Raw genomic sequence first — 23,618 nt, forward strand, 5'->3', positions numbered from 1 at the left:
AACGCCTCCGTGGATAGCCGGCCGGTCTCACGTAGAGAGACCCTCGAACACCGACTTATCTCCGCCGGGCGTAGTTCGAATATGGCCGACGACTCCCCCGATCAGGCACGTCTCGAAAAGCAACGGGACGACCTCGAACTCCTCAACCAGGTCATGCGACACGACATCCGGAACGATCTCCAGTTGATCGGCGCCTACGCAGAGCTCCTCGAGGAACACGTCGACGAGGATGGCGAGCAGTATCTCGAGATTATCAAAGAGAACACGGAGAGTGCCGTCGATCTGACGACGAGCGCGCGCGACCTGGCGCGGGTGATGCTCAACGCGGAGGGGGACACTCGATCGGTCTCCGTCGCTAGCGTTCTCGACCAGCAGATCGAGGAGGTTCGCTCCGGGTATCCCGGCGCGATACTTACCGTCGACGAACCGATACCCGAAACCGACGTAGTCGGTAACGACATGCTCGGCTCCGTCTTTCGGAACCTGCTCGCGAACGCCGTCCAGCACAACGACAAGACGCCGCCGAAAATCGACGTTTCGACCGTCGAGACTCCCGAACGCGTCGAGGTCAGAATCGCCGACAACGGTCCTGGCATCCCCGATGCACAGAAGGGGGCTATCTTCGGTAAAGCCGAGAAGGGCCTCGATAGTTCGGGTGCCGGGATCGGACTCTACTTGGTTCGATCGCTCGTCGAAACGTACGGCGGCGACGTTTTCGTCGAGGACAACGAACCGGTGGGGTCGGTGTTCGTCGTCACGCTCCCGATCGCCGAATAGCGGCACTCACCCGACGTCGGCGGGCGTTCGTTTTCAGTCGTCCACCGTCGGGTACTCCGTCCCCAGCACGGCTTCGGCGTCGACCGCGTCCTCCGGTTCGTCACTATCGGGCGAGACGCTCCCCGTCCGGTACCCCTCCAGATCCAGCGTGACGTGGTCGAATCCGACGTCCGGGAGGTGTCTGCGGACCGCCGCCGCGAACTCGGGATCGAGCGCCCGGTCGAGTTCGTCGGCCCCGACCTCGATCCTCGCGAGTCCGTCGTGATCGCGGACGCGGAACTGCTCGAATCCCCACGTACGGAGAAGCGTTTCGGCCTTCTCGATGCGGCTCAGTCTCGATTCGGTCACTTCGAGACCGGTCGGGATGCGAGAAGAGAGACACGCCATCGAGGGCTTATCGGCCACCGAAAGCCCGTACTCTCTCGCGATGGCGCGAACCGCCGATTTCTCGATGCCGTGTTCGAGCAGCGGCGAGTAGGCGTTCAGTTCCTCGACGGCTCGCAGTCCGGGGCGGTGTCCCTCGCCCGGATCGGAGGCGTTCGTTCCGTCACAGACCGTCTCGATGCCGAGCTCCCGGGCCGCCTCGAACATCTTCCCGAGCCGCATCGAGCGGCAGTGATAACAGCGCTCGTCGTCGTTGGCGACGAACGCCTCGCTGTCGAGTTCCGAAAAGGAGACGATCTCGTGACGAACGCCGATCTCGTCTGCCACCCGGGTCGCGTCTTCCAGTTCGGCGGCCGGGAGTGTCTCGCTTTTCGCGGTGCAGGCGACCGCGCGCTCGCCCAGCGCCTCCTCGGCGAGCGCGGCGACGACCGACGAATCGACGCCGCCGGAGAAGGCGACGAGCACCCCGTCGAACCGACGGAGATCCTCGATCGCGGCGTCGCGTTTGGCCTCGATATCCATACTCCTCTCATCGGGGTGTGCGTAGAAAAGCCCGGCGGCATTCGGGTCGCCCGTCCGGTCGATTTCACCTCACACGAGCGGTTCGAGCAGCGCCGTCCCGGCCGAAAGCAGTTCGTCCACGCGCTCCTCGCTTCTCGCTTCCGCGTAAATTCGCAGTTTCGGCTCCGTGCCGCTCGGCCGGACGAGAACCCACGAACCGTCCGTCAAAAAGAGCTTGAACCCGTCGATCCGTCCGACCCGGTCGATCTCCGTCCCGGCCACCGCCTCGGGCAACTCGTCGCCGAGCAGCTCCAGCACGGCCGACTTCCGGTCGTCGGGACAGTCGATACTCCGCCTGTCTTGAACGATATCGCCGTACTCGGTCCGGAGGCGATCGAGTCGGTCGTCGAGCGGTTCCTCGCGGTGGGCCGCCGCGACGACGAGCGCGATCAACACGCCGTCTTTGTTGCGCAGGTGGGACGTGATTCCAAATCCACCCGACTCCTCACCGCCGACGAGCGCGCCGTGTTCGGCCATCGCCGCCGCGACCCACTTGAATCCGACGGCCGTCTCGTGGACCGTGTGTCCGTGCGCCTCGGCGATTCGATCGAGCATCGCCGTCGTCGAGACGGTTCGGACGGCGCTGCCGCCCTCCGATTCCAGCAGGTAGTCGTACAGGACCGCGAACACCCAGTTCGGATCGACGACCCCGCGTTCGGGGGTGACGACCGCGATCCTATCGGAGTCGCCGTCGTTGGCGATTCCCAACTCGGCGTCGCCAGCTCGGACCTCGGCTTCGAGGGTGGTGAGCCGTTCGGCGGACGGTTCGGGCGGGGAGCCGCCGAACTCCGGGTCGGCCTCGCTCCGGAGACGGGTGACGCTCGCGCCGGCCCGTTCGAGAAGCTCGTCCGTGACGCCGCGACCGCTGCCGTGCATGGCATCGTGTACGATCTCCATCCCGTCGAGGTCGACGTCGACGAACGAGCGCGCGTGATCGAGGTAGGGTTCGATGAAGTCGAGCTCTCGAACGGACCCCCACCGCTCCTCGTCGATCGGCTCCGGCGGCTTCAGTTCGGCAGCGAGTGTATCGGTTACGTCCGGAAGCGCGGGCGCGCCGCCGCTCGGAACGAACTTGATCCCGTTGTACGTCGGCGGATTGTGACTCGCCGTCACCTGCAGCGCGCCCGAGAGGTTCCGATCGGTCACCGTCCACGCGACCACCGGCGTCGGCGTATCGCGCTCGGGGACGATGGCGTCGAAGCCGTTCGAACAGAGCACGCGGACGAGTTCCTCGGCGGCCGGCCGCGACCCCTCTCGCGGATCGTAGCCGATGGCGATTGGCGCCTCCTCGCCGCGCTCTAAGAGATAATCAGCGACGGCCTGCCCGACGGCGCGGATCCGCGGCGTGGTGAACTCCTCGACGGTCGTCCGCCAGCCGTCGGTGCCGAATTCGATGTCCATGCCGTCGAATCGGCCGGATCGATTAAAAAGACCCTGGCGACGATCCTGCCGGGGTTTAAATCCGAGAACGCGTTACTGCGGTGTATGGCTGCCGTCGACGGTCCCGTCCCGGAGTTGCAGACTCGCGCCGATGCGTGCGCGACGCGGCTGTGTTCGGCCGACCGCGTGCTGCTCGCCTCGCACATCGACGCCGACGGACTCACGAGTGCGGCGGTCGCCGCAAGCGCGCTCGAGCGCGCATCGATCCCCTTCGAGACGGTGTTCGAAAAGCAACTCGACGCCGCTTCGATCGCCGGAATCGCCGCCAGAGAGTACGATACGGTGCTTTTCACCGATTTCGGCAGCGGCCAGTTGGATATCATCGCCGAACACGAACGCGACGGCGCGTTCGTCCCCGTCATCGCCGATCATCACCGTCCCGCCGAGACGGACACCGAACTCCACCTCAACCCGCTCTTGGAGGGCATCGACGGCGCGTCTGAACTCTCGGGCGCGGGGGCCGCCTACGTGCTCGCACGCGCGCTCGCGGCCCGATCGGAAGCCGACGAACGGTTCAATAACCGCGATCTCGCAGCGCTAGCTGTCGTCGGCGCGGTGGGCGACATGCAAGCATCCGGCGGCGAACTCCACGGGGCGAACGCCGGGATCGTCGCGGAGGGCGTCGAGGCGGGCGTGCTCGAGAAAACGACGGATCTCGCGATATACGGCAAACAGACCCGGCCGCTGCCGAAACTGCTCGAATACGCCTCCGACGTTCGCATTCCGGGGATCACGAACGACGAGCGCGGCGTCGTCTCATTTCTGGACGGGGTCGACGTCACTTGCCGGGCCGACGGTGCGTGGAAACGCTGGGTGGATCTGACCGACGACGAAAAGCAGCGACTCGCGAGCGCGCTCGTCAAACACGCCGTCTCGCGCGGCGTCCCGGCGTTCAAAATCGACCGGCTCGTCGGCACGAGCTACGTGCTCTCTGAGGAGACGATCGGAACCGAGCTTCGCGACGCCAGCGAGTTCTCCACCCTTTTGAACGCGACGGCGCGCTACGAACGCGCCGACGTCGGTCTCGCGGTCTGTCTCGGCGACCGCGAGGCGGCGTTCGACCGGGCGAAAAAGCTCCTCGCGAACCACCGTCGGAACCTCTCGGAGGGGATCGAATGGGTCGAAGACCACGGCGTCACTCGGGGAGAGCACATCCAGTGGTTCGACTCCGGTGAGGAGATCCGAGAGACGATCGTCGGTATCATTGCCGGTATGTCGATGGGGGCTGAGGGGGTCTCCCGCGAGGTACCCATCGTCGCGTTCGCACGAAAGAATGACGAGGAGACGAAGGTTTCCGCCCGCGGAACCGGCCCGCTCGTCGGGCGAGGGCTGGATCTCTCGGCGGCGATGGGCGAGGCGGCGCGCGCGGTCGGCGGCGACGGCGGCGGCCACGACATCGCGGCGGGCGCGACGATTCCGGCCGGGGCCCAAGCGGAGTTCGTCGAACACGCCGACCGGATCGTCGGCGATCAACTCGATTAATCGTCGCCGCGCGCCACCTCACCCGAGGCGCATCTCGGTCCCGCAGACGGTGCAGGTGAGTCGGTACGCGTCGTCGGGGTCGGTGACGCGGTGTGCGGTCAGCTCCTCGCACAGCCGGCAGGGTGCGAGCGATTCCATCCGCTCGGTCTCCGAGAGGGGGGGCCGTGCGGCGAAAACGATTCCGACGACAGGTTTCGTTCCGGTGTTCCGACCGCAACGGTACTCGCCCGCGGTAAACCGGACGAGTTCGTTGGCCTCCACGTTGAGGTGGTTCGGTTCGCCAGCGCCGTCTCTTGGGTGGTGTTCGAACGTCATCACCCCTTCGGCGATGTAGAATATTTCCTCGCGGTCGCGATACGTGTACAGACCGGCCGAAACGGATTCCCCGGGATCGAGCTCGTAGCGTGTCACGGTTATGTGGTCGGCGTCGACGGCGTCGGTCAGGTCGCGTCGATTCTCGTTGACTCCCACTGGGTGTGGGTCGGGATCGACGTCGTCGACCGGAACCCGTTCCATGGATCCCGAACGCTGTCTCGTGTAGAAAAGCTGTCGTCTGCTGTGATTATCCCCCGAAGAGTACGTCGATTGACCGCTCATCGGTTCGAAACGAACGGACTCGGCTCGTCGGTCCACCCCCATCCCGGCAGTCGCGTCTGAAAGCCGGCCGCGAGGGCCGCGTCGAGATCGTCCGCGCCAGCCGGCGCTTCGGGGCCGCCACGCGTGTGTGCGTCGGCGAAGTGAAACGTCGCCTCCGCCAACAGCGCGAACGGCTCGCCGCCGGCGATCGTCGCCGCGAGCTTTCGGCCGAGGAACTCGTCGACGATGAAGCCGGGATAGTCCCCCTCACAGTCGAGGGTCCGGAGCAACGCACACAGGGCGGCGACGTTGACTGCCTTATCACCGTCGGCGAACACCGCATCGACCTCGTTTCGGTACTGCTCGGCCGAGACGTGGGCGACGTCGACGCCGAAGAGTTGGCCGAGTCGATCCCGCGTTTCGTTTATCAGCTCGGGGATCGAACCCCGTGCTCTGAGCCGTTCGTGTTCGTCGGCGACGGTCTGTGGTGTGATTTCCATACCTCTCTTTGCGAAGGGTTTTATATGAGTGGTGGGTTAGGGTCGATTACGAGCGGGTTTTCCGGTTACCTCCCGCGGCCGTCATCCGACGACAGCCACCGCAGATCCGAATACATGACCTGTTGTCACCTACGCAGTCGGCGAACCCATCGGTCACCGCCGAGCGCGGTACACGCGGAGCGGCCGGAGCCCGATTCAAGGATTTTTAACGTATGAGTGCAGTAGAGCGGAAACTCGATGATATCAAGGCGACGATCGTCAGCGAAGTCCCGAACGACATCTCCGTGTCGGACGTGAAATACGAGGGCCCCGAGTTGGTGGTCTACACCCGCGATCCGAAGAAGTTCGCGAGCGACGGCGACCTGATTCGCCGACTCGCCTCGAAGCTCAGAAAGCGGATCACCGTCCGACCCGACCCCGAGGTGTTGGCCCCACCGAGCGAGGCGCGCGAGCGGATCACGAACGTGATACCCGAGGAGGCGGGCGTCACCGACCTCGACTTCCACGCCGATACCGGCGAGGTCGTCATCGAGGCGCAGAAACCGGGCATGGTCATCGGCCGTCACGGTTCGACGCTCAGGGAGATCACCCAGAAGGTCGGGTGGACCCCTGAGGTCGTTCGAACGCCGCCGATCGAGTCGGCCACCGTCTCGAACGTCCGCAACTTCCTGAAACAGGAGCGCGAGGAGCGCCGCGACATCCTCGAACGCATCGGCCGGCAGATCCACCGCGAGGAGATGTCCGACGACGAGTGGGTCCGGATCACGACGCTCGGGTGCTGTCGGGAGGTCGGTCGCGCCGCGTTCATCCTCAACACGCCGGAAACGCGCGTCCTCATCGACTGCGGCGACAAACCCGGTGCGGAGGGGGAGGTCCCGTATCTGCAGGTCCCCGAGGCGCTCGGGGCCGGCGCGTCGAACATCGATGCGGTCGTGCTCACGCACGCTCACCTGGACCATTCTGCGCTCGTCCCGCTTCTGTTCAAATACGGCTACGACGGTCCGGTCTACTGTACCGAACCGACGCGGGATCTGATGGGGCTGCTCACGCTCGATTACCTCGACGTCGCCGCCAAGGAGGGTCGGACACCACCGTACGAGTCCGCACAGGTCCGTGAGGCGATCAAACACAGTATCCCGGTCGAATACGGTGACGTGACGGACATCGCCCCCGATATGAAGCTCACCTACCACAACGCCGGCCACATTCTCGGCTCGGCGGTCACGCACTTCCACGTGGGCGACGGCCTCTATAACGTCGCGTTCTCGGGCGACATCCACTACGACGATACCCGCCTTTTCAACGGCGCGGTCAACGACTTCCCGCGCGTCGAGACGCTCGTCATGGAGTCGACCTACGGCGGGCGAAACGACTACCAGACCGATCAGGAAGACTCCGAAAAGAAACTCAAAGAGATCATCCGCGAAACGACCACCGAGGGCGGCAAGGTACTCATCCCAGCCTTCGCAGTCGGCCGTTCACAGGAGATCATGCTCGTCCTCGAGGAGGCGATGCGGGAGGGGGAGATCCCGACGGTTCCTGTTCACCTCGACGGGATGATCTGGGAGGCGACGGCGATCCACACCACCTACCCCGAGTACCTCCGCGACGACCTCCGCGATCGGATCTTCCACGACGACGAAAATCCATTCCTCGCCGACCAGTTCAACCACATCGACGGCGGCGAGGACGAACGCCAAGACATCGCCGACGGCGGGCCATGTATCATCATCTCGACCTCCGGGATGATCGAGGGCGGGCCGATCATGTCGTGGCTCAACCACGTCGGCGGCGAGGCGGACTCGCGGCTCGTCTTCGTCGGTTACCAAGCGCAGGGTACCCTCGGCCGCCGCATCCAGAACGGCTGGGACGAGATCCCGATGAACGACCGCTCGAACGGTCGCGGGACACTACAACTGAACATGGACGTCAAGACGGTCGACGGCTTCTCCGGGCACGCCGACCGACAGGGCCTGATGAACTTCGTGCGCACGATGAACCCGCGTCCCGAGAAGGTTCTCTGCGTTCACGGTGACGAATCGTCCGTGCAGGACCTCTCTTCGGCGCTGTATCACGAGTTCAACATGCGGACGTTCGCGCCGAAGAACCTCGAAACGTTCCGGTTCAAGTGACCTCGCTGCTCCTTACCGCCGCCGTCTCGATACCCGTTCTTCGGCCGTCTCCCTGGTTACGACCTCGTATAACACGGCTCGTCGACCGTCGGCCTTCGGCCGCAACACCCGGCCGAGTCGCTGGGTGAACTCCCGCTCGCTGCCCGATCCCGACAGGACGACGGCGACGTTCGCGTCGGGCACGTCGACGCCCTCGTCGAGGACGTTCGCGGCGATCACTCGCGAGTAGTCCCCGCGGCGGAACCGATCGAGGATCTCGCGGCGCTCGTCGGCGGCCGTCTCGTTCGTGATCGGCGGGATGAGAAACCGCGAGGCGAGTTCGTAGACGAGATCGGTGTAGGCGGTGAAGACGATGATCCGGTCCCCGCGGTGGCGATCCAAGATGTCGGCGAGCGCACCGGTCTTCCGATCGGCGTTCATCATCACTTCGCGGGCGCGCTGTTTGGCGAGCAGCGCCTCCCGGGCGTTCGGATCCGATCCGGAGCGCTTGACGAGTTCCTGATAATCGCTCCCGGATCGGAGCTGGATTCCCGACCGCGCGAGGTAGTCGGTGAACGTTCCCTGGAACTCTTCGTACGTCTCTCGCTCTTGATCCGTGAGGGCGACCTCGATCCGCTTGATATCGTAGTCAGCCAGATGTTCCCCGGCGAGATCGTCCGCCGACAGACGGTAGACGACCGATCCGATCAGTTCCTCTATCGCCTCGTGTGCGCCGTCGGGCCGTTCGAACGTCGCCGTGAGACCGAGACGAGCGGGCGCGGCCATCAATCGGGCGATGTCGCGGTACCCCTCGCCGCCGAGGTGGTGAACCTCGTCGAAAATCAACAGGCCGAACCGATCGCCCAACTCGTCGGCGCGGAGGTACGCCGAGTCGTAGGTGGCGACCGTGATCGCTTCAACGCGCTGGGTTCCACCGCCGAGGCGGCCGATCGCTCCCGTCTCGCCGAACTCCGCCTCGAGTTCGCCATACCACTGATCGAGGAGATCGATCGTCGGGACGACGACGAGCGTCGGGGTATCGAGCGCGGCGATCGCGCCGATGGCGACGACCGTCTTTCCGCTCCCGGTCGGGAGTTCGATCACGCCACGGTCGTTCGCGTCCCGCCACGCTCCGAGCGCCTCGGTCTGGTAGCCGCGGAGGTCGTACTCGGTGGTGAGATCGTCGACGTCGGCCGTCCGGAGCGAGCGATCGTCGAGCGGGAGACCGCGATCGACGCAGATTCGGCGCAAAAACGGGTATCGGTACGCGGGTGCCCGATGGGTTTTCGAGCGGGGATCCGACTCGACGAACGACAGCCGATCGATCTCTCTCGGGGCGTCTTCGATCCGTATCGTCCCCTCGTCGTACCGGAGCGTGACCACGGTGGGTGTCGGCGTTCGGGCGGCTTAACTCCGAGGGAGGCGAGCGCGTTTCTCAATCCTTATTGTCGCCGACGGGTACCGTCGAATATGAGCGACGAGGACGGAGACGTCGTCGAAACGGCCGACGCTACCGACGACCCCTCGGCGGCGTCCGGGGATGGTACGGAGGAACCGAACGAGGGTTCGAGCGGCGAACCGCCGATCGAGGAGATCGCCGCACGGATCGAAGGCGAGTCCTCGGAGTCGGTCGCCGAGGAGATCGCGACGCTTCGCGAGGAGGTCGCTACCCTCCGAACGGAACGCGACGATTTCGAAGCGCGACTCAAGCGCAAGCAAGCGGAGTTCCAAAACTACAAGAAACGCCAACAGAAGCGGCGCGAGAAGGAGAAAGCCCGTGCGACCGAAGCGCTCGTCGAGGAGATCGTCGAGGTGCGCGACAACCTCGCGCGGGCACTCGAACAGGACGAGAACGCCGACATCCGCGACGGCGTCGAGGCGACGCTCCGCGGACTCGAGGAGGTGCTCGACGGCGAGGGCGTCGAACCGATCGAGCCAGACCTCGGAACCGAGACCGACCCGGCCCGTCACGAGGTTCTGCTCCGCGTCGAGAGCGACCAACCGGAAGGGACCGTCGCCGATCTCCACCGCCCCGGCTACGAGATGGCCGGGAAGGTGCTCCGGACGGCGCAGGTGACGGTCTCCGACGGATCCGGGGCGGACGACGCCGAGAGCGGTTCGGACGAACGGGACGAATAGCGGTTCTGTTTATATCTCTCGGTCCACGAAGCGGCAAATTTAAAAAACCGAGAGACTGCGGCGGTTTCTGACAGCAACTCGTTTCGGCGCATCTAGCAACTTTTAACCGATTCAGCCCGATAGGTACGACCAACATGGCGACTAACAAGATTCTCGGTATCGACCTCGGTACCACCAACTCCGCGTTCGCGGTGATGGAGGGTGGCGACCCCGAGATCATCGTCAACAGCGAAGGGGAACGAACCACGCCGTCGATCGTCGCCTTCAGCGACGACGGCGAACGGCTGGTCGGTAAGCCGGCGAAGAACCAGGCCGTCCAGAACCCCGAAAAGACGATCGCATCGATCAAACGCCACATGGGCGAGGAGAACTACACCGTCGAGGTGGGCGGCGACGAGTACACCCCCGAGCAGATCTCGGCGATGATCCTCCAGAAGATCAAACGCGACGCCGAGGAGTACCTCGGCGACGAGATCGAGAAGGCGGTTATCACGGTCCCGGCGTACTTCAACGACAAGCAGCGGCAGGCGACGAAGAACGCTGGCGAGATCGCGGGCTTCGAGGTGGAACGGATCGTCAACGAACCGACGGCGGCGGCGATGGCCTACGGTCTCGACGACGACTCCGATCAGACCGTCCTGGTGTACGACCTCGGCGGCGGCACCTTCGACGTCTCGATTCTCGATCTCGGCGGCGGCGTCTACGAGGTCGTCGCGACGAACGGGGACAACGACCTCGGTGGCGACGACTGGGACGAGGCGATCATCGACTACCTCGCTGACTCCTTCGAGGCGGAACACGGGATCGACCTCCGCGACGATCGACAGGCCCTCCAGCGGCTGACCGAGGCCGCCGAGGAGGCGAAAATCGAACTCTCCTCGCGAAAGGAGACGACGATCAACCTCCCGTTTATCGCCGCGACCGACGAGGGACCGCTCAACCTCGAGGAGAAAATTTCGCGCGCGAAGTTCGAGTCGCTTACGAGCGATCTCGTCAACCGCACGGTCGAGCCGACCGAACAGGCGCTCGCCGACGCCGGCTACTCGAAGGGCGACATCGACGAGGTGATCCTCGTCGGCGGCTCGACGCGGATGCCGCAGGTCCAAGCGAAGGTCGAAGGGCTCACGGGACAGACGCCGAAGAAGAACGTCAACCCCGACGAGGTCGTCGCGCTCGGCGCGGCAATTCAGGGCGGTGTCCTCGCCGGCGACGTCGACGACATCGTCCTGCTCGACGTGACGCCGCTCAGTCTCGGCATCGAGGTGAAAGGCGGCCTCTTCGAGCGGCTCATTGACAAGAACACGACCATCCCGACGGACGCCTCGAAGGTGTTCACGACGGCCGCACCGAATCAGACCTCGGTCAACATCCGCGTCTTCCAGGGCGAACGCGAGATCGCCGAGGAGAACGAACTCCTCGGGGCCTTCCAGTTGACCGGCATTCCACCGGCCCCCGCCGGCACGCCGCAGATCGAGGTCACCTTCGACATCGACGAGAACGGTATCGTGAACGTCTCCGCCGAGGATCAAGGCTCCGGCAACAAGGAGGACATCACCATCGAGGGCGGCGCTGGCCTCTCCGACGAGGAGATCGAACGGATGCAGGAGGAAGCCGAAGAACACGCCGAGGAGGACGAGAAGCGCCGCGAGCGCATCGAGGCGCGAAACGACGCCGAGTCGACGCTCCAGCGCGCCGAGACGCTGTTGGAGGAGAACGAGGAGGCCGTCGACGACGCGATCCGTTCCGACATCGAGGCCGCGATGGACGACCTCCGCGAAGTCGTCGAGGACGAGGAGGCGACGACGGAGGGACTCACCGACGCGACCGAGGCGCTCGCAGAGGAACTCCAGGAGATCGGCAAGCAGATGTACCAACAGCAGGCTGCGGGTGCCGAGGGCGCGGGTGCGGGTGCGGGCGCTGGTGGTATGGGCGGGATGGGAGGGATGGGCGCTGGCGGTCCCGACGGCATGGGTGCCGGCGGTGCCGAAAGCAACGGCTCCGACGAGGAGTTCGTCGACGCCGACTTCGAGGACGTCGACACCGACGAAGAATGAGTCGGTGTCGTCGGCTCGAAAGGCGAGCGGAGTGAGTCTTTCGGTGTCTCAGAAAGCGAGCGGATGGGAGCTTTCTGATGCGGGCGGTGAAGAATGAGTCGGTGTCGTCGGCTCGAAAGGCGAGCGGAGTGAGTCGTCGGTAGACGGAGACGAGCGACGATCGCGATTGGAAGGGCTACTCGCCGCTTTCAGAGTCTTCGCGCTGCAATCGATCCCACAGCCAAAGCGCCAGCAAAAACGGGGCCAACGGCAATAGGAGGACCATCGCGCCGATCCCGATGACGGCGTCGAGGATCTTGTTGCCGAGCGACGTCTCCTTCGACGTTATCGGGGTGACGGTCCGTATCAGGGACTCGGTATCGGTCTCGGGCATGTACGAGACTACGCCACCGTCGCTCATAATCGTACTGTGTCCTTTCGACCCGCATCGCTAACAGTCCGATCCCGTCCGGATGCGGTCGCGACCCGTTCTTTTCAAGTATCTCAACCGTCTATCCCCGACAACGAATGAGCGAGGACTTCTACTCGGCCCTCGGCGTCTCCCGGGACGCGGACGAAGACGAGATCAAACGGGCGTATCGGAAGAAGGCGGCCGAATATCACCCGGACGTATCCGACGACCCGGACGCCGAGGAGAAATTCAAGAAGGTACAGAAAGCCAAGGAGGTGCTTCTCGACGACGAGAAGCGACAGATGTACGACCAGATGGGCCACGACCGCTTCGAGGAGGCCGACAAGCGCGGCGCGACCGACGCCGGGCGCGGCGGCATGGGCGGCATGGGCGGCATGGGTGGCATGGGCGGTGCTGGCGGTATGGGCGGAATGAACGACATCTTCGAGCAGTTCTTCGGCGGCGGTGGCTCCCGCTCCAGCTCTCGCTCCGGTCCGCGGCAGGGTTCGGACCTCAAGACCCGCCTCGAGATCGACCTCGAGGACGCCTACGACGGCGTCACGAAGCAGTTGACGATCACCCGCCCAGAGCGCTGTCCCGACTGCGACGGTTCGGGCCATCCGCCCGACGCCGACTCGCGGACCTGTTCTGCGTGTAACGGACAGGGTCAGCAGACGACGGTCCAACAGACACCGCTGGGGCGCGTCCAACAGACGCAGACCTGCTCGCAGTGCGGCGGCGAGGGGACGATCTACTCCGAGACGTGTTCGACCTGTCGAGGTGACGGGCAGATCAGAAACGAGGCGACCCTCCAGGTCGAGGTGCCGGCCGGCATTCGAAGCGGACAGACCCTCCGCATGGACGGGGAAGGCGCGCCGGGTGAGAACGGCGGTCCGAACGGCGACCTCCTGGTGGAAATACAGATCGAAGAACACGAAGTCTTCGAGCGCGACGGCGACGACCTCCGGCTCAGACACCCGATCTCGTTCCCGCAGGCCGTGTTCGGCGACACCGTCGAGATCGAGACGCTCGACGGCACCGTCGAGATGGACGTTCCGGCAGGTACCCAAAGCGGCGAGACGTTCCGGCTCCGCGGGAAGGGAATGCCACGACTGCGACGGCGCGGGAACGGTGACCTCTACGTGCAGGTTCGGATCGTCACCCCCGATTCCCTCAACGACGAGCAACGCGAGGCGCTCGAGGCGTTCGCAGAGGCCGGCGGTGAGGAAATCGACGTCGAACAGGGCTTTTTCGAAAGGCTAAAACAGAGTTTCTAGTCAAAAGCGGAACCGAAATTCCCCGTTCGGGTCGCTGAACCGGGCGGCTATTCCGGCCCCGAACGCGTACGCGACGCCTTCGGCACCGCCCCGGAGCCGCTCGCCGATCCCGGCCGAGGGCTCCAGTTTGGTCGTGTCGACGGGTTTTTGCAGTAGTTCTTCGAGTCGCGCCTCGACGTCCTCGCGAGTTCCGAGGTGGTCGACCAGTCCCATCTCCGCGGCCTCCTCGCCGAGAAAGACCCGCGCTTCGGTCTCCCGAAGCGTTTCGGGGTCAGTCTCGCGTCCCTCGGCGACGGTCTCGACGAACTGGTCGTAATAGTCGTCGATGATTCCCTGCAGGTACTCGCGCTCGTCGTCGGAGAGGTCGCTGAAGGGACTGCCGGCTTCCTTGTACTCCCCCGCAGTCAGCTGTTCGTACTCCAGGCCGGCCTTCTCGAGCAGTCCCGAAGCGGTCACTCGCGACCCCCGGACGCCGATCGAGCCGACGATGCTCCCCTCGCGGGCCCACAGCTCGTCACAGCCACTCGCGATCCAGTAGCCGCCGCTGGCGCAGACGTCGGTCGTGTACGCGACCGTCGGACCGTCGAACGCCGCCGCGGCGAGCCTGATGTCGTCGCTCGGGACGACCGCGCCACCCGGCGTGTTCAGTTTGAGGACGAGCGCTTCCGCGTTGTCGTTGGCGTCGGCTTCCTCGATCAGGTCGACGATGTCGTCGGCCCCCGGTGATCCGGGTGCTCGAACCGGGATGCCGCCGCCCCCGTCGCGGGTGATCGGTCCATCGACGGCGATCTCGACGGCGTTGTAACTCGGGAAGACGCTCCGGGCGATCGATCCACCGAACCGAAGTCCTCCGACGACGACGGCGATGGCGAGCAGGACGCCGAGCAACTCGGCTGTTCCCGTCGGGACCTCGACGAACAACAGCCAGCCGACGACGCCTGCGAGAAGGCCCACGACCAAGACGACCGCGACTCGGCCCGCGGTGTTGAGTCCGTTCATCGACCGTACCGACGGCCCGGACGCTGTTAAGTGTGGGAGTGCCGGGTCCGAAAGGGGTATTCGAGCCGCCGCCGACGATCGGACATGGCAAGCGACATCGACGCGCTCGCGACGGTCGCCGACTACCAGTTCGGGGCCGGCGCTGGCTCGGCGCTCTTCGACGGCGAGGTCGTCGTCCAGCGGACCGGCTCGGGTCGGCCACAGCAGATCCTCGCCGACGGCGAACGCGTCGTCTCCTACGGCACCGACGGCCGGTTCACCATCGGTGCCGCCGGCGGGCGTCGGCTCCAACGCGCCCTCGAACCGCCGGCGTACCGGGTCGTCGTCGGCGACGACAGCGAGCCGTTCGTCCGCGACGGCAAGAACGTCTTCGCGAAGTTCGTCCGCGAGGTCGATCCGGCGGTCCGGCCGGGCGACGAGGTACTCGTCGAACACGAACGCGGTGCGCTGCTCGCGGTCGGGCGCGCGGAACTGTCGGCCGACGCGATGATCGATTTCGACACCGGCATGGCGGTGAAGGTTCGCGACGGTATCGAAACCCCATAGGAGCAAACATCAGGCTTTTTGCGCGGTCGGTCCCTCCGTAGAGGTATGTTTGGAGGAGGCGGCGGATTGAACCCGCGCAAGATGAAACAGATGATGAACCAGATGGGGATCGACCTCGAAGATATCGACGCCGAGGAGGTCATCATTCGCACGGCCGAGGAGGACCTGGTCTTCCACGACGCCGACGTTCAGCGGATGGATGCCCAGGGCCAACAGACCTATCAGATCGTCGGCAAACCGGAGTCCGTGGCTCGCGGTGACACCGGCGACGACGGTACCGAGGCGGACGCCGAAGACGGTTCGGACTCGGAGAGCGGATTCTCCGACGACGACGTCGAGATCGTCGCCATGCGAACCGGCGTCTCCGAGGAGAAAGCCCGCGAGGCGCTCGAGGAGACCGGCGACCTCGCCGCGGCCGTCCAGAAACTCGAGTGACGGGGGGAGACGCAGACGCGAACGCGGCCGCGGTGCGGACGGATCGTCGTGTGCTCGTCGTGCGCGGCTCCCGTGAGTTCCTGCTCGCCCCGGGCGACACGCAGGAGACCGATCTCGGTATCCTCGACCTTCCTGCGGACGCCACCTCTGGAACGGTCGTCGAGACGCATCTGGGCGAACCGTTCGAGGTTCGGCGACTCCGCGGTCCGGACCTGTTCGATCACCTCGAACGGACCGGCGCGCCGATGATGCCCCGCGATATCGGGCTCGTGATCGGCCACACCGGCGTCGCGTCGGGTGACCGTGCCCTCGACGCCGGCACCGGCACGGGTGTCCTCGCGGCGTATCTCGGCCGCCTCGGGGTCGAGGTGACGACCTACGAGCGCGACCCCGACTTCGCCGAGGTCGCCCGGAGCAACATGGTGACGGCCGGTGTCTCGGATCTCGTCGACGTCCGGACGGGCGATCTGACCGACGCGCTCGACGACCTCGGTGACGAGACCGACGACGGCTACGATCTGCTCACACTCGACACCGGCGACGCGCCCGCGGTCGTCGAACGCGCGGACGACCTGCTCGCTCCCGGCGGCTTTCTCGCCGTCTACTCGCCGTTCGTCGAATCGACCCGCGAGTGCGTCGAGACCGCCCGTGAGACGGGTCTCGAGGACATCGAGACGCTCGAGACGATCCAGCGGCGAATGGACTTCGACGAGCGCGGGTCTCGCCCGTCGACGGCCGGCGTCGGCCACACCGGGTATCTGCTGTTTGCGCGGTTCCGGCCGACGTTCGAGTAACTCCGACGATCAAACTTCACCCGCCGGGTCGATCCATACCTGACTGCCGACCCACAGTAACGTGGCGAGGAGCGACATAACGGCGAGCGGAACCATCCACTGGAGGGCGGCGATAACGCCGGCCGACGCCTGCAGCCCGATGACGACGAGCAACTGTGGGCGACAGCAGGCGAATCCGGAGACGAGTCCTGGAACCCCTGCAGTCGCGCCTGCCCCGGCCCCGAGTCGACAGGCGGTCGGACCGCGCCAGGAGACGACCGAGACCGCGAGCGTCGCGCCGACCAGCGTTCCGAGGGCGAATCCGATCGCGATGTTGACGGGACTGAGGAGGTAGACGACCGGTCCGATCTCGACCACCGCGATCGTCTCGTAGAGAAACGGAGACAGCCGGGTTAGCGCCGTTACGGCCGGGTCGTCGACGACGATCACGTCGAACCCACCGGTTCCCGTCAGGGTGAGGTGCCGCGGCGCCCACAGGTAGGTGAGAATGTACAGTCCGGTGGTGACGCCGAGCGTCGCCCGACCATCGTGCCGTCCGAGCGCTCCGCGGACGGCGATCCCGGTTCTCGCCAACAGTCGCCGGAGCCACTCGACCGGTGCCGTCCGCGGTGACGGTGGTCCCCGGTGGTCGACGGTTTCGGTCGGTTCCATCGTCGGATCGCCACCCGTTCTGTCTCCGGATAAAAGGCGTACCACGCGGACCACATGTCGTCGAACGCGAGGATCGATCCCAGCGGAAGCTCGGCGGCCGACGTGACGCCCCCTTCTACCGCGTAACCAGTATCGCTCGAGTCGGCAGCCACCTCCAGACCGTCCGGGTTCGCGTAGACGTAGCCGGCCGCCAACTCCCGATCGGCAACGGCAACGACCGGCGTCTCGCCGACCGTTCCGGGTAGCGCTCGCGCCAGCGCCCCCAGGTCGTCCAGACGACCCGGAACTCCCTGAGCGATCGGCCGAGAAATCGGTCGGCACCCTCGGCGTCGCGGTGGCCGCCGACTTCGGTCGCCGTGGCTGCGATCTGTGACCACCGGGCGTCGGCGCCCCGATCCCACATGATCAGATTCGAATTGACGAGTCGACCGGAGACGCCGAACTCGACCCCGCCCCGATAGAATCCCTGTGCGGTCCCGGTCAGCGGGCAGTACGTCACCGCGACTGGTTCGCCGCCTATCACGTCGTTTACGATCTCGTGGTGGACGAGTCCCCGCTGTGGATACGCCCGAACGTCGCCGTCGAGGTCGACGCCGAAAACGCGCGCACAGCCCGGGAGGTCGACATCGGCGGCGCGAGCGACGCGGGGCTCGTCGACCGAAGGGATGCCGTCGTGGCCGACGCCACCGCTCATGTCGTGATCGGCGAGCGCCGTCAGTTCGTGACCGAGGTGGAGCGCTATTTCTCGGAGCGGAGTCTCCCTGTCTGCGTACCCGCCCGTCGGCGTGGCCGTCGCGCGATCGAACTCGGTCACTCGACGGCCGCCGGAGAGATCCACGGTTCCCTCGATCCCGGTGCACGGGCCCCCGAGATCGACGAGGGGCCCGCCGCGAGCGATCCCCGTACCTCTCGTCGTGTGTAGCCCATAGCCGGACTAGTGACGAGAAACGGTGCTAACCACTTAGCGATCGTGTGTCGGTACCACACTGGTGCGAACCGGACCGGCCCCGTGCGATCTTCGACGCGCCGGTCGAACACCGCCCGCCCCTAGTGGTCGTCCTCGCGCCACTTTTTCCCGCACTCGACGCAGGTGAAAAACCGCGTCTCGGACTCGTCGGCGGCGCGGATCTGCTTCATTTCGTAGCGGGCCCGGTCGTGGCCGCATTCCGGACAGTGTACCGTCGTCGTCGGTCCGATCTCGCTGTCATCGACGTCGGACATATCGACCGGACCGCTGTCGGTGTCTTGACCCTCTGTCGTGACCATCTCGGCCTCGCTGTCCGCGTCGCGTTCCTTCTCGAACCCGCAAGAGCCACACACCCACAGCCCGTCTTGGCTGTGCATCATCGAACCGCACTCGTCGCAAAATTCCATATCCGGAGTTCAGTCGTCCGGCGTATTTAACGCCCCGGGTTCCGGCTCACGCATCAGTCACATCGAGCCGTCGGACGCGGCGCCGATCCGCCCGAACGTTGAGGTGTCTGCCGATCCGACCGTCCCCATGGAGAAGACGCCACGGGGAACGTCGGTCGGCGTCGACGATCCCTACGACCTCGTCGAGCGGTGTGATTTCCTCACCGACGACGGGCGGTGTCGATACGCCGCGGAGTACGGCCACCACGATCCGGCGTTCGCGCGCGGGCGCCACGAGGACGACCTTCGGTGTCCCGCCGCCGATCCGCACGGCGAGTGGCGCTGGGCCGACTGTCCGAAGTTCCGGGCGACTGACACCTCCCGCGAGTGCCGCCGGTGTGGGCTCGAAGAGCGACGACTGGCGAGCGAGCGGAGTCGACCGCTCCTCGAGGAACACCACCTCGAATACCCCGATGACGACCGCAAGGAACTCGCTCACGAGATCACGGTGTCGCTGTGTCGGTGGTGTCACGCGAAGATCCACGGATCGTGGGCGCAGATCGACGACGGGGCGACGCCCGATCCCGAGGCCATCGCGGCGGCCGAGGGTCGGCGGACGAAGGAGCGTTCGGAGTTCGCCTTCGAGTCCGCCGCCGAGCGCTACGGTGACGACGAGTGATCGAACGATCGGGTGGTTCTGGACCCTACCTATACCGGTATGATCAGATATATACGCCAATTAATCTCGAACTGAACAGTAAACGCGCATGATTCACAAGATTATTATTATTAGAGGATGTGCGTGTGGGCATGGTGGACGATACCAAAGGGGTGGAGATGCGCGCGACGTCCGAACACGTCCAGGGTGCCTACGACTACTTCGAGGGGCACTCGGCGTTCATTATCGCCGACACCGCGGCCGACGACGCGTGGATCGCGGTACCGGAGGGACAAGAGGCCTGCGTCGAGGTCAACCGGTAGCTACCGGAGCTCGAAGGCGTCCGGCGGACGACCGGCCGCGTCGATCACGTCGTCGTCGACGTGGATCGGACACTCGACTCTGAGCGCCAGAGCGATGGCGTCGCTCGGACGGGCATCGAAGGTGAGCTCGCGCCGGTTTCCGTCGGCGTACCGTTCGGCGTCTATTTTTGCCAAAAACGTGCGGTCGGCGAGTCCGTCGATCCTGATTCGATCGATCGCGCCGCCGAACTCGGTGAGCATTTCGACGAACAGATCGTGCGTGAGCGGCCGCTCGAAGGGGCGGCCGTCGATGGCGTGTGAGATGGATTTCGCCTGATCGGCGCTGATGAATATCGGGAGGGCCTGTCCCCGCGCCCGCAGGACGACGACCGGAGCACCCTCCGCCCCCTCGTCGTCGACGCTGATCCCGAGGCCGTCAACCGTCGCCTCGTGTGTCATTGTATACCGTTGTACCGAACGTCACCAAAGCTTTTCGCCTCCAGCGACGACGGGGGCGTATGGGAGACGGATACGTCGTCGCGGCGAAACCGTCCGCACGGCGGGTCAGCGGCGCGGTCGGCGCGTGGATCGCCGAGTCGGGTCAACAGCGACGGTTCGACTCGAAGGCGGTGGCTCGCGAGTGGGCCTCCGAGGTGAGTCCGGACGGACGGACATTGTGGGTCCAAGACGCTCACCCGCGTGACGGCAGCGGCGCGGACGGCTATCTGCTGGCCCGGCGAAGTACCGTTCGGGGCAACCAAGAGGAGCTGCCGGGCGAGCAGGTCGGCTTCTCGGAACTTCGATCGCGCTGAATCGCCCCCGTGTTTGATTCCGTTCCGGGTCGTCGAGAGCATATGGAGACGATCGGAACCGGATTGGCAAAAGCCGATATCGATGGCCACCGAGCCGACGTATATCTCTCGCGACCGGCGAAGCGAAACGCGATGACTGCGCCGTTGATCGAGGACGTGATCGCCGCCTTCCGGACGGTCGATCGCGACGACGTTCGGGCGATTACGCTCCTCGGCGAGGGACCGGTGTTCTGTGCCGGAATGGACCTAGAACGCATGCGGTGCCGCGTCGAAGCAGATGCCGACGTTCCCGATCCTCTCGATGCGCTCTCGGAGCTCATCGACACTATCGAAACGGCTCGACAGCCGGTCGTCGTCGGGATCAAACGTGCCGCGGTCGCGGGTGCCTTCGAGTTGACGCTCGGCTGTGACTTCCGCGTGCTCGGCTCGGAGGCGAGCTACGGGGTCCCCGAGGTCGAACTCGGGACGTTCCCGCACGTCGGCGCGACGCAGCGGCTCCCGCGTCTCGTCGGTCTCTCGAGGGCCAAAGAGATCGTGTTGACCGGCGAGTACGTTCCGCCGGCGTCGGCGCTCGACTGTGGGTTGGTCCACGAGGTCTGTGCGCCCGACGACGTCGACGATCGCGCGCGAACGTTCGCCGATCGGCTCTGTGAGAACGCGCCGCTGGGGCTTCAACACGGGAAACGAGCGCTCAACGAGGCGTTCGATCGGCCGCTGGAAGACGGCTTGGCGTTCGAACGGGAACTCGGCCGCCAGCTGGACGACACACGCGATTATCGCGAGGGGTTCGACGCGCAGATCGAGGGGCGGGATACAGAGTTCGCCGGCGAGTAACCGGCGGACTATCGACTGCGGTGTCGTCGCCCCGTCCCGACGAACTGTCAGTCCCGACCTTCGCTACACAATCGTTTTTCGAAATGAACCGAACGAGAAGCGCCGAGGGTGAGATTTGAACTCACGTGTCCTCTCGGACAGTAGATTTCGAATCTACCGCCTTGGCCGGGCTAGGCTACCTCGGCTCGCTCGTACGTCGGTCGGTGTCGAGTTTATGCGTTTCGATCGACACCGCCCGACCGTCGCAAAACCCAGGAGTCGGCTCGCGGCCGCCGCCGATCAGCCCTCCGCGTCGTCGCGTCGCCGCGGGAGTCCACCGCCGATAACGATGACCGGAACGGGCGCGGACTCGAGGAGCTGTTCGGCCGTTCCACCCAGAACGAGCCGTTTGAATCCCGATCGACCGGTCGCACCGACGATCACGGCGTCCGCCCCGATCTCGTCAATCGTCTCGATGATGCGTTCCGGTGGCGGTCCCTCGGCGACGGTAGTGTGACATTCTACGTCCGCCTCAGCCGCCGCCGATTTCGCGCTCTCGACCGCGCTTTTAGCGTCCGCTCTGAGATTCTCCCGAACCTCCTCGGGATCGATGATGGCGTTGTCGTAGGCCGTTCGGGTCTCGACGACGGAGATCGCGTGAAGCGTCGCGCCGGTCGAGCGAGCAATCTCGAGCGCGTGATCGAGCGCGGCCGCGGCGTCGTCGCTGCCATCGGTCGCCAACAGAATCGTCCCGTACATACACCGGGCTACACGGGGTGGCGAAATAAACCCGACTCCCGACACTCGCCGTTAGGTCGGCCGGACCACGGTGACGGGGACGTGGGCGCGTCTAACAACCGTTTCGGCGACGCTGCCGAGGAGAACCCGAGAGATGCCAGCACGGCCGTGGCTCCCGATGACGATGTGATCGATGTCGCGTTCCTCGGCGTGCTCGACGATGGCTTTCGACGGGCGACCGACGGTGGACTCGGTTTCGATCTCGACGCCGGCCGCCGCCGCGACTTCCGTCGCGTTTTCGAGGACGGTTTCCGAGCGCTCCTCCGCGGCCGAGAGCCAGTCATCGACGCTTCCTGGGCCCCAGGCGGTTGTGCCGTCGACCGGATCCATCACGTAGAGTGTGACGATGTCGTCCGTCGAAAACTGTTCGAGCGCGTACGCGAGCGCGTCGTCGGACGGCGCGGAACCATCGACGGGAACGAGAACACGCATACGCTGAGTTGGATATGCACCAATATAAACCCGGGCGACGCCATCGATAACCCCTCAGCGATCGCGCCGCGCGACCGCATCTAGAAGCTCCGAAAGCCCTTCCGCCGCCGCGTCCAGAAGCTCCTCGCCGAGCGCCGCATCTCCGTCCCGGGGATCGCCGACGACGCCGCTTTGGGTGAAACTGTCGGAGTCGTACGCGAGATTGGTCCCGGCGACCCACTCGCCCCAGCCGTCTGCGGCCCCGGCGACAGCCTCGTCGATCCGGTCGTCGCGTATCAGTTCCGGGTGAAGGTGGCGAATCGCGGCGGTTTCGGCCGGCCCGGCGTGGCCGAACTCGTCGAAATCGACCGAATCGAACCACGTATACCCGGCGGCGTAGGCGTCGCCGTCCCGGCTCACCCGACCGCACAGTTCGCGGATCGCCTCGGCGTTTCCGCCGTGGCCGTTGACGACGACGACTCGATCGAAGCCGTGGTGTGTGAGGCTCTCGACCGTCTCGCGAACGTAAGCGCGAAAGGTGTCCTCCGAAACCCACAGCGTCCCGTCGAACGCGCGGTGTTCCTCCGCGATCCCGACGGGAATCGTCGGTCCCACGATCGGCTCGTCGTCGTGGGCGTCCGCGTAGCGATCCGCGCCAGCCGTGGCGATCGCCTCGGCCGTTAGCGAATCGACCCCGAGGGGCGCGTGCGGGCCGTGCTGTTCCGTACTTCCGACCGGCAACAGCGCGAGATCCGTCTCGGCGTCTCGGGCGTCGGTCCACGTCGATTCGTCGAGCCGCATAAAAATGGGCGCGTTACGCGATGAGCAGTTCCTCGCCGCGCTCGACTCGAACGGTGCACGGCGGGGAGATCTTGTTGTACGCGCGACGGAGCGAGTCCTTCGCAACCGCGGCGTCCTCGGGGTGACACCAGATGGTGAAAAGCCGGTCGCCCTTACGCATCCGGGCGGCCGTGCCGACGATCTTGCCGAACGATTGGCGCATTCCGTCGGAGACACGGTCCGCACCCGCACCGGTTGCCTGTTTGTTTTCCCGGATGACCTGGTGGGGGAACTTCCGGAGAATCATCTTGTAGTCGCCGCCCTCGCCGAGCTCTTTGAGCATGCGACGGTTCGCGGAGAGTCGCGAGGCTTCGAGCGAACCGTGGCGGATCTGGACGTCCTCGTCGACGATGAGACTGATCTGCACCGCGTAGTCATCGGGCTCGGCGTCGAAGTTTCCCATCTTGTACTGGGCGACCTTCGAGCCGGGAATGCCCGTGATGTACTCCCGTCGGGTGTACGAGGGCTTGTCGATGTCCCTGTACATTGAGGCGGGCTTGTCACTCATAGTACC

Annotated in this window: 28 protein-coding genes and 1 tRNA gene; 13 read left to right on the top strand and 16 right to left on the bottom strand. The window is 65.4% G+C overall.

The genetic code is table 11. From position 1 onward, the window contains the following. The first annotated feature begins 81 nt into the window (after positions 1–81). Positions 82–777, top strand: a complete 696-nt coding sequence (locus tag R6U53_RS11900; RefSeq protein ID WP_410322579.1) for a sensor histidine kinase — start codon at positions 82–84, stop codon at positions 775–777. Positions 778–810: 33 nt separating this feature from the next. On the opposite strand, the gene larE is transcribed toward R6U53_RS11900, so the two are convergent. Together larE and R6U53_RS11910 are read right to left on the bottom strand one after the other, a co-directional pair. Beyond that, positions 811–1,683 carry an ATP-dependent sacrificial sulfur transferase LarE gene (gene larE / locus R6U53_RS11905; protein WP_410322580.1) on the bottom strand — a complete coding sequence of 291 codons (873 nt, stop codon included), beginning with the start codon at positions 1,681–1,683 and terminating at the stop codon, positions 811–813. A gap of 69 nt (positions 1,684–1,752) precedes the next feature. Next, positions 1,753–3,123 (bottom strand): phosphoglucomutase/phosphomannomutase family protein, encoded by a 1,371-nt coding sequence (locus tag R6U53_RS11910; RefSeq protein WP_410322581.1) that lies wholly within the window; start codon positions 3,121–3,123, stop codon positions 1,753–1,755. A gap of 84 nt (positions 3,124–3,207) precedes the next feature. On the opposite strand from R6U53_RS11910, the gene R6U53_RS11915 reads away from it, so the two are divergent. Further along, positions 3,208–4,644 carry a DHH family phosphoesterase gene (locus tag R6U53_RS11915; protein WP_410322582.1) on the top strand — a complete coding sequence of 479 codons (1,437 nt, stop codon included), beginning with the start codon at positions 3,208–3,210 and terminating at the stop codon, positions 4,642–4,644. Positions 4,645–4,662: 18 nt separating this feature from the next. Here the strand turns inward: R6U53_RS11915 and R6U53_RS11920 are convergent, their stop codons facing one another. Together R6U53_RS11920 and R6U53_RS11925 are read right to left on the bottom strand one after the other, a co-directional pair. Continuing rightward, a complete protein-coding gene (locus R6U53_RS11920) occupies positions 4,663–5,160 on the bottom strand; it encodes a cupin (protein ID WP_410322583.1) in 498 nt (165 codons plus the stop codon). Positions 5,161–5,237: 77 nt separating this feature from the next. After that, positions 5,238–5,720 (bottom strand): hypothetical protein, encoded by a 483-nt coding sequence (locus R6U53_RS11925; RefSeq protein WP_410322584.1) that lies wholly within the window; start codon positions 5,718–5,720, stop codon positions 5,238–5,240. 212 nt (positions 5,721–5,932) lie between these two features. Here R6U53_RS11925 and R6U53_RS11930 point away from each other — a divergent pair, with 212 nt between their 5' ends. Continuing rightward, the gene (locus R6U53_RS11930) at positions 5,933–7,852 is read left to right on the top strand and encodes a beta-CASP ribonuclease aCPSF1 (protein WP_410322585.1); all 1,920 of its coding nucleotides are present in this window, start codon (positions 5,933–5,935) and stop codon (positions 7,850–7,852) included. A 12-nt stretch (positions 7,853–7,864) separates the two neighbouring features. On the opposite strand, the gene R6U53_RS11935 is transcribed toward R6U53_RS11930, so the two are convergent. Beyond that, complete coding sequence (locus tag R6U53_RS11935) at positions 7,865–9,214, bottom strand: DEAD/DEAH box helicase family protein (protein WP_410322586.1); 1,350 nt, start codon at positions 9,212–9,214, stop codon at positions 7,865–7,867. Between the two features lie 87 nt (positions 9,215–9,301). Here R6U53_RS11935 and R6U53_RS11940 point away from each other — a divergent pair, with 87 nt between their 5' ends. Together R6U53_RS11940 and dnaK are read left to right on the top strand one after the other, a co-directional pair. Continuing rightward, positions 9,302–9,970 (top strand): nucleotide exchange factor GrpE, encoded by a 669-nt coding sequence (locus R6U53_RS11940; protein WP_410322587.1) that lies wholly within the window; start codon positions 9,302–9,304, stop codon positions 9,968–9,970. Between the two features lie 134 nt (positions 9,971–10,104). Then, positions 10,105–12,024 carry a molecular chaperone DnaK gene (gene dnaK / locus R6U53_RS11945; RefSeq protein WP_410322588.1) on the top strand — a complete coding sequence of 640 codons (1,920 nt, stop codon included), beginning with the start codon at positions 10,105–10,107 and terminating at the stop codon, positions 12,022–12,024. Between the two features lie 175 nt (positions 12,025–12,199). Here dnaK and R6U53_RS11950 read toward each other — a convergent pair whose 3' ends face one another. Further along, positions 12,200–12,397 carry a hypothetical protein gene (locus R6U53_RS11950; protein WP_410322589.1) on the bottom strand — a complete coding sequence of 66 codons (198 nt, stop codon included), beginning with the start codon at positions 12,395–12,397 and terminating at the stop codon, positions 12,200–12,202. A gap of 134 nt (positions 12,398–12,531) precedes the next feature. Here R6U53_RS11950 and dnaJ point away from each other — a divergent pair, with 134 nt between their 5' ends. Then, complete coding sequence (dnaJ, locus tag R6U53_RS11955; RefSeq protein WP_410322590.1) at positions 12,532–13,692, top strand: molecular chaperone DnaJ; 1,161 nt, start codon at positions 12,532–12,534, stop codon at positions 13,690–13,692. Here dnaJ and sppA read toward each other — a convergent pair whose 3' ends face one another. After that, positions 13,693–14,691 carry a signal peptide peptidase SppA gene (sppA, locus tag R6U53_RS11960; RefSeq protein ID WP_410322591.1) on the bottom strand — a complete coding sequence of 333 codons (999 nt, stop codon included), beginning with the start codon at positions 14,689–14,691 and terminating at the stop codon, positions 13,693–13,695. A gap of 84 nt (positions 14,692–14,775) precedes the next feature. Between sppA and R6U53_RS11965 the strand changes: the two genes are divergently transcribed. From R6U53_RS11965 to R6U53_RS11975, 3 genes are read left to right on the top strand one after another with little or no spacing between them, the layout of a single operon-like run. Beyond that, positions 14,776–15,237 (top strand): PUA domain-containing protein, encoded by a 462-nt coding sequence (locus R6U53_RS11965; RefSeq protein WP_410322592.1) that lies wholly within the window; start codon positions 14,776–14,778, stop codon positions 15,235–15,237. 45 nt (positions 15,238–15,282) lie between these two features. Next, complete coding sequence (locus tag R6U53_RS11970) at positions 15,283–15,672, top strand: nascent polypeptide-associated complex protein (RefSeq protein ID WP_410322593.1); 390 nt, start codon at positions 15,283–15,285, stop codon at positions 15,670–15,672. A 32-nt stretch (positions 15,673–15,704) separates the two neighbouring features. Further along, entirely contained in the window at positions 15,705–16,466 is a 762-nt protein-coding gene (locus tag R6U53_RS11975) for a methyltransferase domain-containing protein (RefSeq protein ID WP_410322680.1), read from the top strand. A 9-nt stretch (positions 16,467–16,475) separates the two neighbouring features. Here the strand turns inward: R6U53_RS11975 and R6U53_RS11980 are convergent, their stop codons facing one another. The 3 genes from R6U53_RS11980 to R6U53_RS11990 form a co-directional block, all read right to left on the bottom strand. Beyond that, positions 16,476–17,117, bottom strand: coding sequence for a hypothetical protein (locus R6U53_RS11980; protein ID WP_410322594.1), 642 nt, complete (start codon positions 17,115–17,117; stop codon positions 16,476–16,478). 115 nt (positions 17,118–17,232) lie between these two features. Beyond that, positions 17,233–17,931 carry a DUF3179 domain-containing (seleno)protein gene (locus R6U53_RS11985; RefSeq protein WP_410322595.1) on the bottom strand — a complete coding sequence of 233 codons (699 nt, stop codon included), beginning with the start codon at positions 17,929–17,931 and terminating at the stop codon, positions 17,233–17,235. 233 nt (positions 17,932–18,164) lie between these two features. Further along, positions 18,165–18,491 (bottom strand): transcription factor S, encoded by a 327-nt coding sequence (locus R6U53_RS11990; protein ID WP_410322596.1) that lies wholly within the window; start codon positions 18,489–18,491, stop codon positions 18,165–18,167. Between the two features lie 127 nt (positions 18,492–18,618). On the opposite strand from R6U53_RS11990, the gene R6U53_RS11995 reads away from it, so the two are divergent. Further along, positions 18,619–19,149, top strand: a complete 531-nt coding sequence (locus R6U53_RS11995; RefSeq protein ID WP_410322597.1) for a hypothetical protein — start codon at positions 18,619–18,621, stop codon at positions 19,147–19,149. Positions 19,150–19,280: 131 nt separating this feature from the next. Beyond that, positions 19,281–19,451 carry a hypothetical protein gene (locus R6U53_RS12000; protein ID WP_410322598.1) on the top strand — a complete coding sequence of 57 codons (171 nt, stop codon included), beginning with the start codon at positions 19,281–19,283 and terminating at the stop codon, positions 19,449–19,451. Here R6U53_RS12000 and R6U53_RS12005 read toward each other — a convergent pair whose 3' ends face one another. Continuing rightward, positions 19,452–19,889, bottom strand: coding sequence for a bifunctional nuclease family protein (locus R6U53_RS12005; protein ID WP_410322599.1), 438 nt, complete (start codon positions 19,887–19,889; stop codon positions 19,452–19,454). A gap of 59 nt (positions 19,890–19,948) precedes the next feature. Here R6U53_RS12005 and R6U53_RS12010 point away from each other — a divergent pair, with 59 nt between their 5' ends. Beyond that, entirely contained in the window at positions 19,949–20,242 is a 294-nt protein-coding gene (locus R6U53_RS12010; RefSeq protein WP_410322600.1) for a hypothetical protein, read from the top strand. 42 nt (positions 20,243–20,284) lie between these two features. After that, positions 20,285–21,076 (top strand): enoyl-CoA hydratase/isomerase family protein, encoded by a 792-nt coding sequence (locus R6U53_RS12015; protein ID WP_410322601.1) that lies wholly within the window; start codon positions 20,285–20,287, stop codon positions 21,074–21,076. Positions 21,077–21,176: 100 nt separating this feature from the next. Here R6U53_RS12015 and R6U53_RS12020 read toward each other — a convergent pair. From R6U53_RS12020 to R6U53_RS12040, 5 genes are all read right to left on the bottom strand, one after another. Then, a tRNA-Ser gene (locus tag R6U53_RS12020) sits at positions 21,177–21,261 on the bottom strand. A gap of 94 nt (positions 21,262–21,355) precedes the next feature. Further along, complete coding sequence (locus tag R6U53_RS12025; protein ID WP_410322602.1) at positions 21,356–21,814, bottom strand: universal stress protein; 459 nt, start codon at positions 21,812–21,814, stop codon at positions 21,356–21,358. Between the two features lie 51 nt (positions 21,815–21,865). After that, the gene (locus tag R6U53_RS12030; protein WP_410322603.1) at positions 21,866–22,285 is read right to left on the bottom strand and encodes a universal stress protein; all 420 of its coding nucleotides are present in this window, start codon (positions 22,283–22,285) and stop codon (positions 21,866–21,868) included. 54 nt (positions 22,286–22,339) lie between these two features. Continuing rightward, a complete protein-coding gene (locus R6U53_RS12035; RefSeq protein ID WP_410322604.1) occupies positions 22,340–23,065 on the bottom strand; it encodes a creatininase family protein in 726 nt (241 codons plus the stop codon). Between the two features lie 13 nt (positions 23,066–23,078). Next, a complete protein-coding gene (locus R6U53_RS12040) occupies positions 23,079–23,612 on the bottom strand; it encodes a 50S ribosomal protein L16 (RefSeq protein WP_410322605.1) in 534 nt (177 codons plus the stop codon). Between the last annotated feature and the right edge of the window lie 6 nt (positions 23,613–23,618).

It is taken from the genome of Natronomonas sp. (genome assembly GCF_046483325.1).
GTDB lineage: Archaea > Halobacteriota > Halobacteria > Halobacteriales > Haloarculaceae > Natronomonas.

What these genes read in the sequence shown, in the direction of transcription:
- R6U53_RS11910 (WP_410322581.1), bottom strand. Translation starts at nt 3,123, where the DNA reads ATGGACATCGAATTCGGCACCGACGGCTGGCGGACGACCGTCGAGGAG.
- R6U53_RS11920 (WP_410322583.1), bottom strand. Translation starts at nt 5,160, where the DNA reads ATGGAACGGGTTCCGGTCGACGACGTCGATCCCGACCCACACCCAGTG.
- R6U53_RS12015 (WP_410322601.1), top strand. Translation starts at nt 20,285, where the DNA reads ATGGAGACGATCGGAACCGGATTGGCAAAAGCCGATATCGATGGCCAC.
- R6U53_RS12040 (WP_410322605.1), bottom strand. Translation starts at nt 23,612, where the DNA reads ATGAGTGACAAGCCCGCCTCAATGTACAGGGACATCGACAAGCCCTCG.
- R6U53_RS11965 (WP_410322592.1), top strand. Translation starts at nt 14,776, where the DNA reads ATGGCAAGCGACATCGACGCGCTCGCGACGGTCGCCGACTACCAGTTC.
- R6U53_RS11940 (WP_410322587.1), top strand. Translation starts at nt 9,302, where the DNA reads ATGAGCGACGAGGACGGAGACGTCGTCGAAACGGCCGACGCTACCGAC.
- R6U53_RS12000 (WP_410322598.1), top strand. Translation starts at nt 19,281, where the DNA reads ATGGTGGACGATACCAAAGGGGTGGAGATGCGCGCGACGTCCGAACAC.
- R6U53_RS11915 (WP_410322582.1), top strand. Translation starts at nt 3,208, where the DNA reads ATGGCTGCCGTCGACGGTCCCGTCCCGGAGTTGCAGACTCGCGCCGAT.
- R6U53_RS11980 (WP_410322594.1), bottom strand. Translation starts at nt 17,117, where the DNA reads ATGGAACCGACCGAAACCGTCGACCACCGGGGACCACCGTCACCGCGG.
- dnaJ (WP_410322590.1), top strand. Translation starts at nt 12,532, where the DNA reads ATGAGCGAGGACTTCTACTCGGCCCTCGGCGTCTCCCGGGACGCGGAC.
- R6U53_RS11950 (WP_410322589.1), bottom strand. Translation starts at nt 12,397, where the DNA reads ATGCCCGAGACCGATACCGAGTCCCTGATACGGACCGTCACCCCGATA.
- R6U53_RS12010 (WP_410322600.1), top strand. Translation starts at nt 19,949, where the DNA reads ATGGGAGACGGATACGTCGTCGCGGCGAAACCGTCCGCACGGCGGGTC.
- R6U53_RS11930 (WP_410322585.1), top strand. Translation starts at nt 5,933, where the DNA reads ATGAGTGCAGTAGAGCGGAAACTCGATGATATCAAGGCGACGATCGTC.
- R6U53_RS11900 (WP_410322579.1), top strand. Translation starts at nt 82, where the DNA reads ATGGCCGACGACTCCCCCGATCAGGCACGTCTCGAAAAGCAACGGGAC.
- R6U53_RS11995 (WP_410322597.1), top strand. Translation starts at nt 18,619, where the DNA reads ATGGAGAAGACGCCACGGGGAACGTCGGTCGGCGTCGACGATCCCTAC.
- R6U53_RS11990 (WP_410322596.1), bottom strand. Translation starts at nt 18,491, where the DNA reads ATGGAATTTTGCGACGAGTGCGGTTCGATGATGCACAGCCAAGACGGG.
- R6U53_RS12035 (WP_410322604.1), bottom strand. Translation starts at nt 23,065, where the DNA reads ATGCGGCTCGACGAATCGACGTGGACCGACGCCCGAGACGCCGAGACG.
- dnaK (WP_410322588.1), top strand. Translation starts at nt 10,105, where the DNA reads ATGGCGACTAACAAGATTCTCGGTATCGACCTCGGTACCACCAACTCC.
- R6U53_RS11970 (WP_410322593.1), top strand. Translation starts at nt 15,283, where the DNA reads ATGTTTGGAGGAGGCGGCGGATTGAACCCGCGCAAGATGAAACAGATG.
- R6U53_RS12025 (WP_410322602.1), bottom strand. Translation starts at nt 21,814, where the DNA reads ATGTACGGGACGATTCTGTTGGCGACCGATGGCAGCGACGACGCCGCG.
- R6U53_RS12005 (WP_410322599.1), bottom strand. Translation starts at nt 19,889, where the DNA reads ATGACACACGAGGCGACGGTTGACGGCCTCGGGATCAGCGTCGACGAC.
- sppA (WP_410322591.1), bottom strand. Translation starts at nt 14,691, where the DNA reads ATGAACGGACTCAACACCGCGGGCCGAGTCGCGGTCGTCTTGGTCGTG.
- larE (WP_410322580.1), bottom strand. Translation starts at nt 1,683, where the DNA reads ATGGATATCGAGGCCAAACGCGACGCCGCGATCGAGGATCTCCGTCGG.
- R6U53_RS11925 (WP_410322584.1), bottom strand. Translation starts at nt 5,720, where the DNA reads ATGGAAATCACACCACAGACCGTCGCCGACGAACACGAACGGCTCAGA.
- R6U53_RS12030 (WP_410322603.1), bottom strand. Translation starts at nt 22,285, where the DNA reads ATGCGTGTTCTCGTTCCCGTCGATGGTTCCGCGCCGTCCGACGACGCG.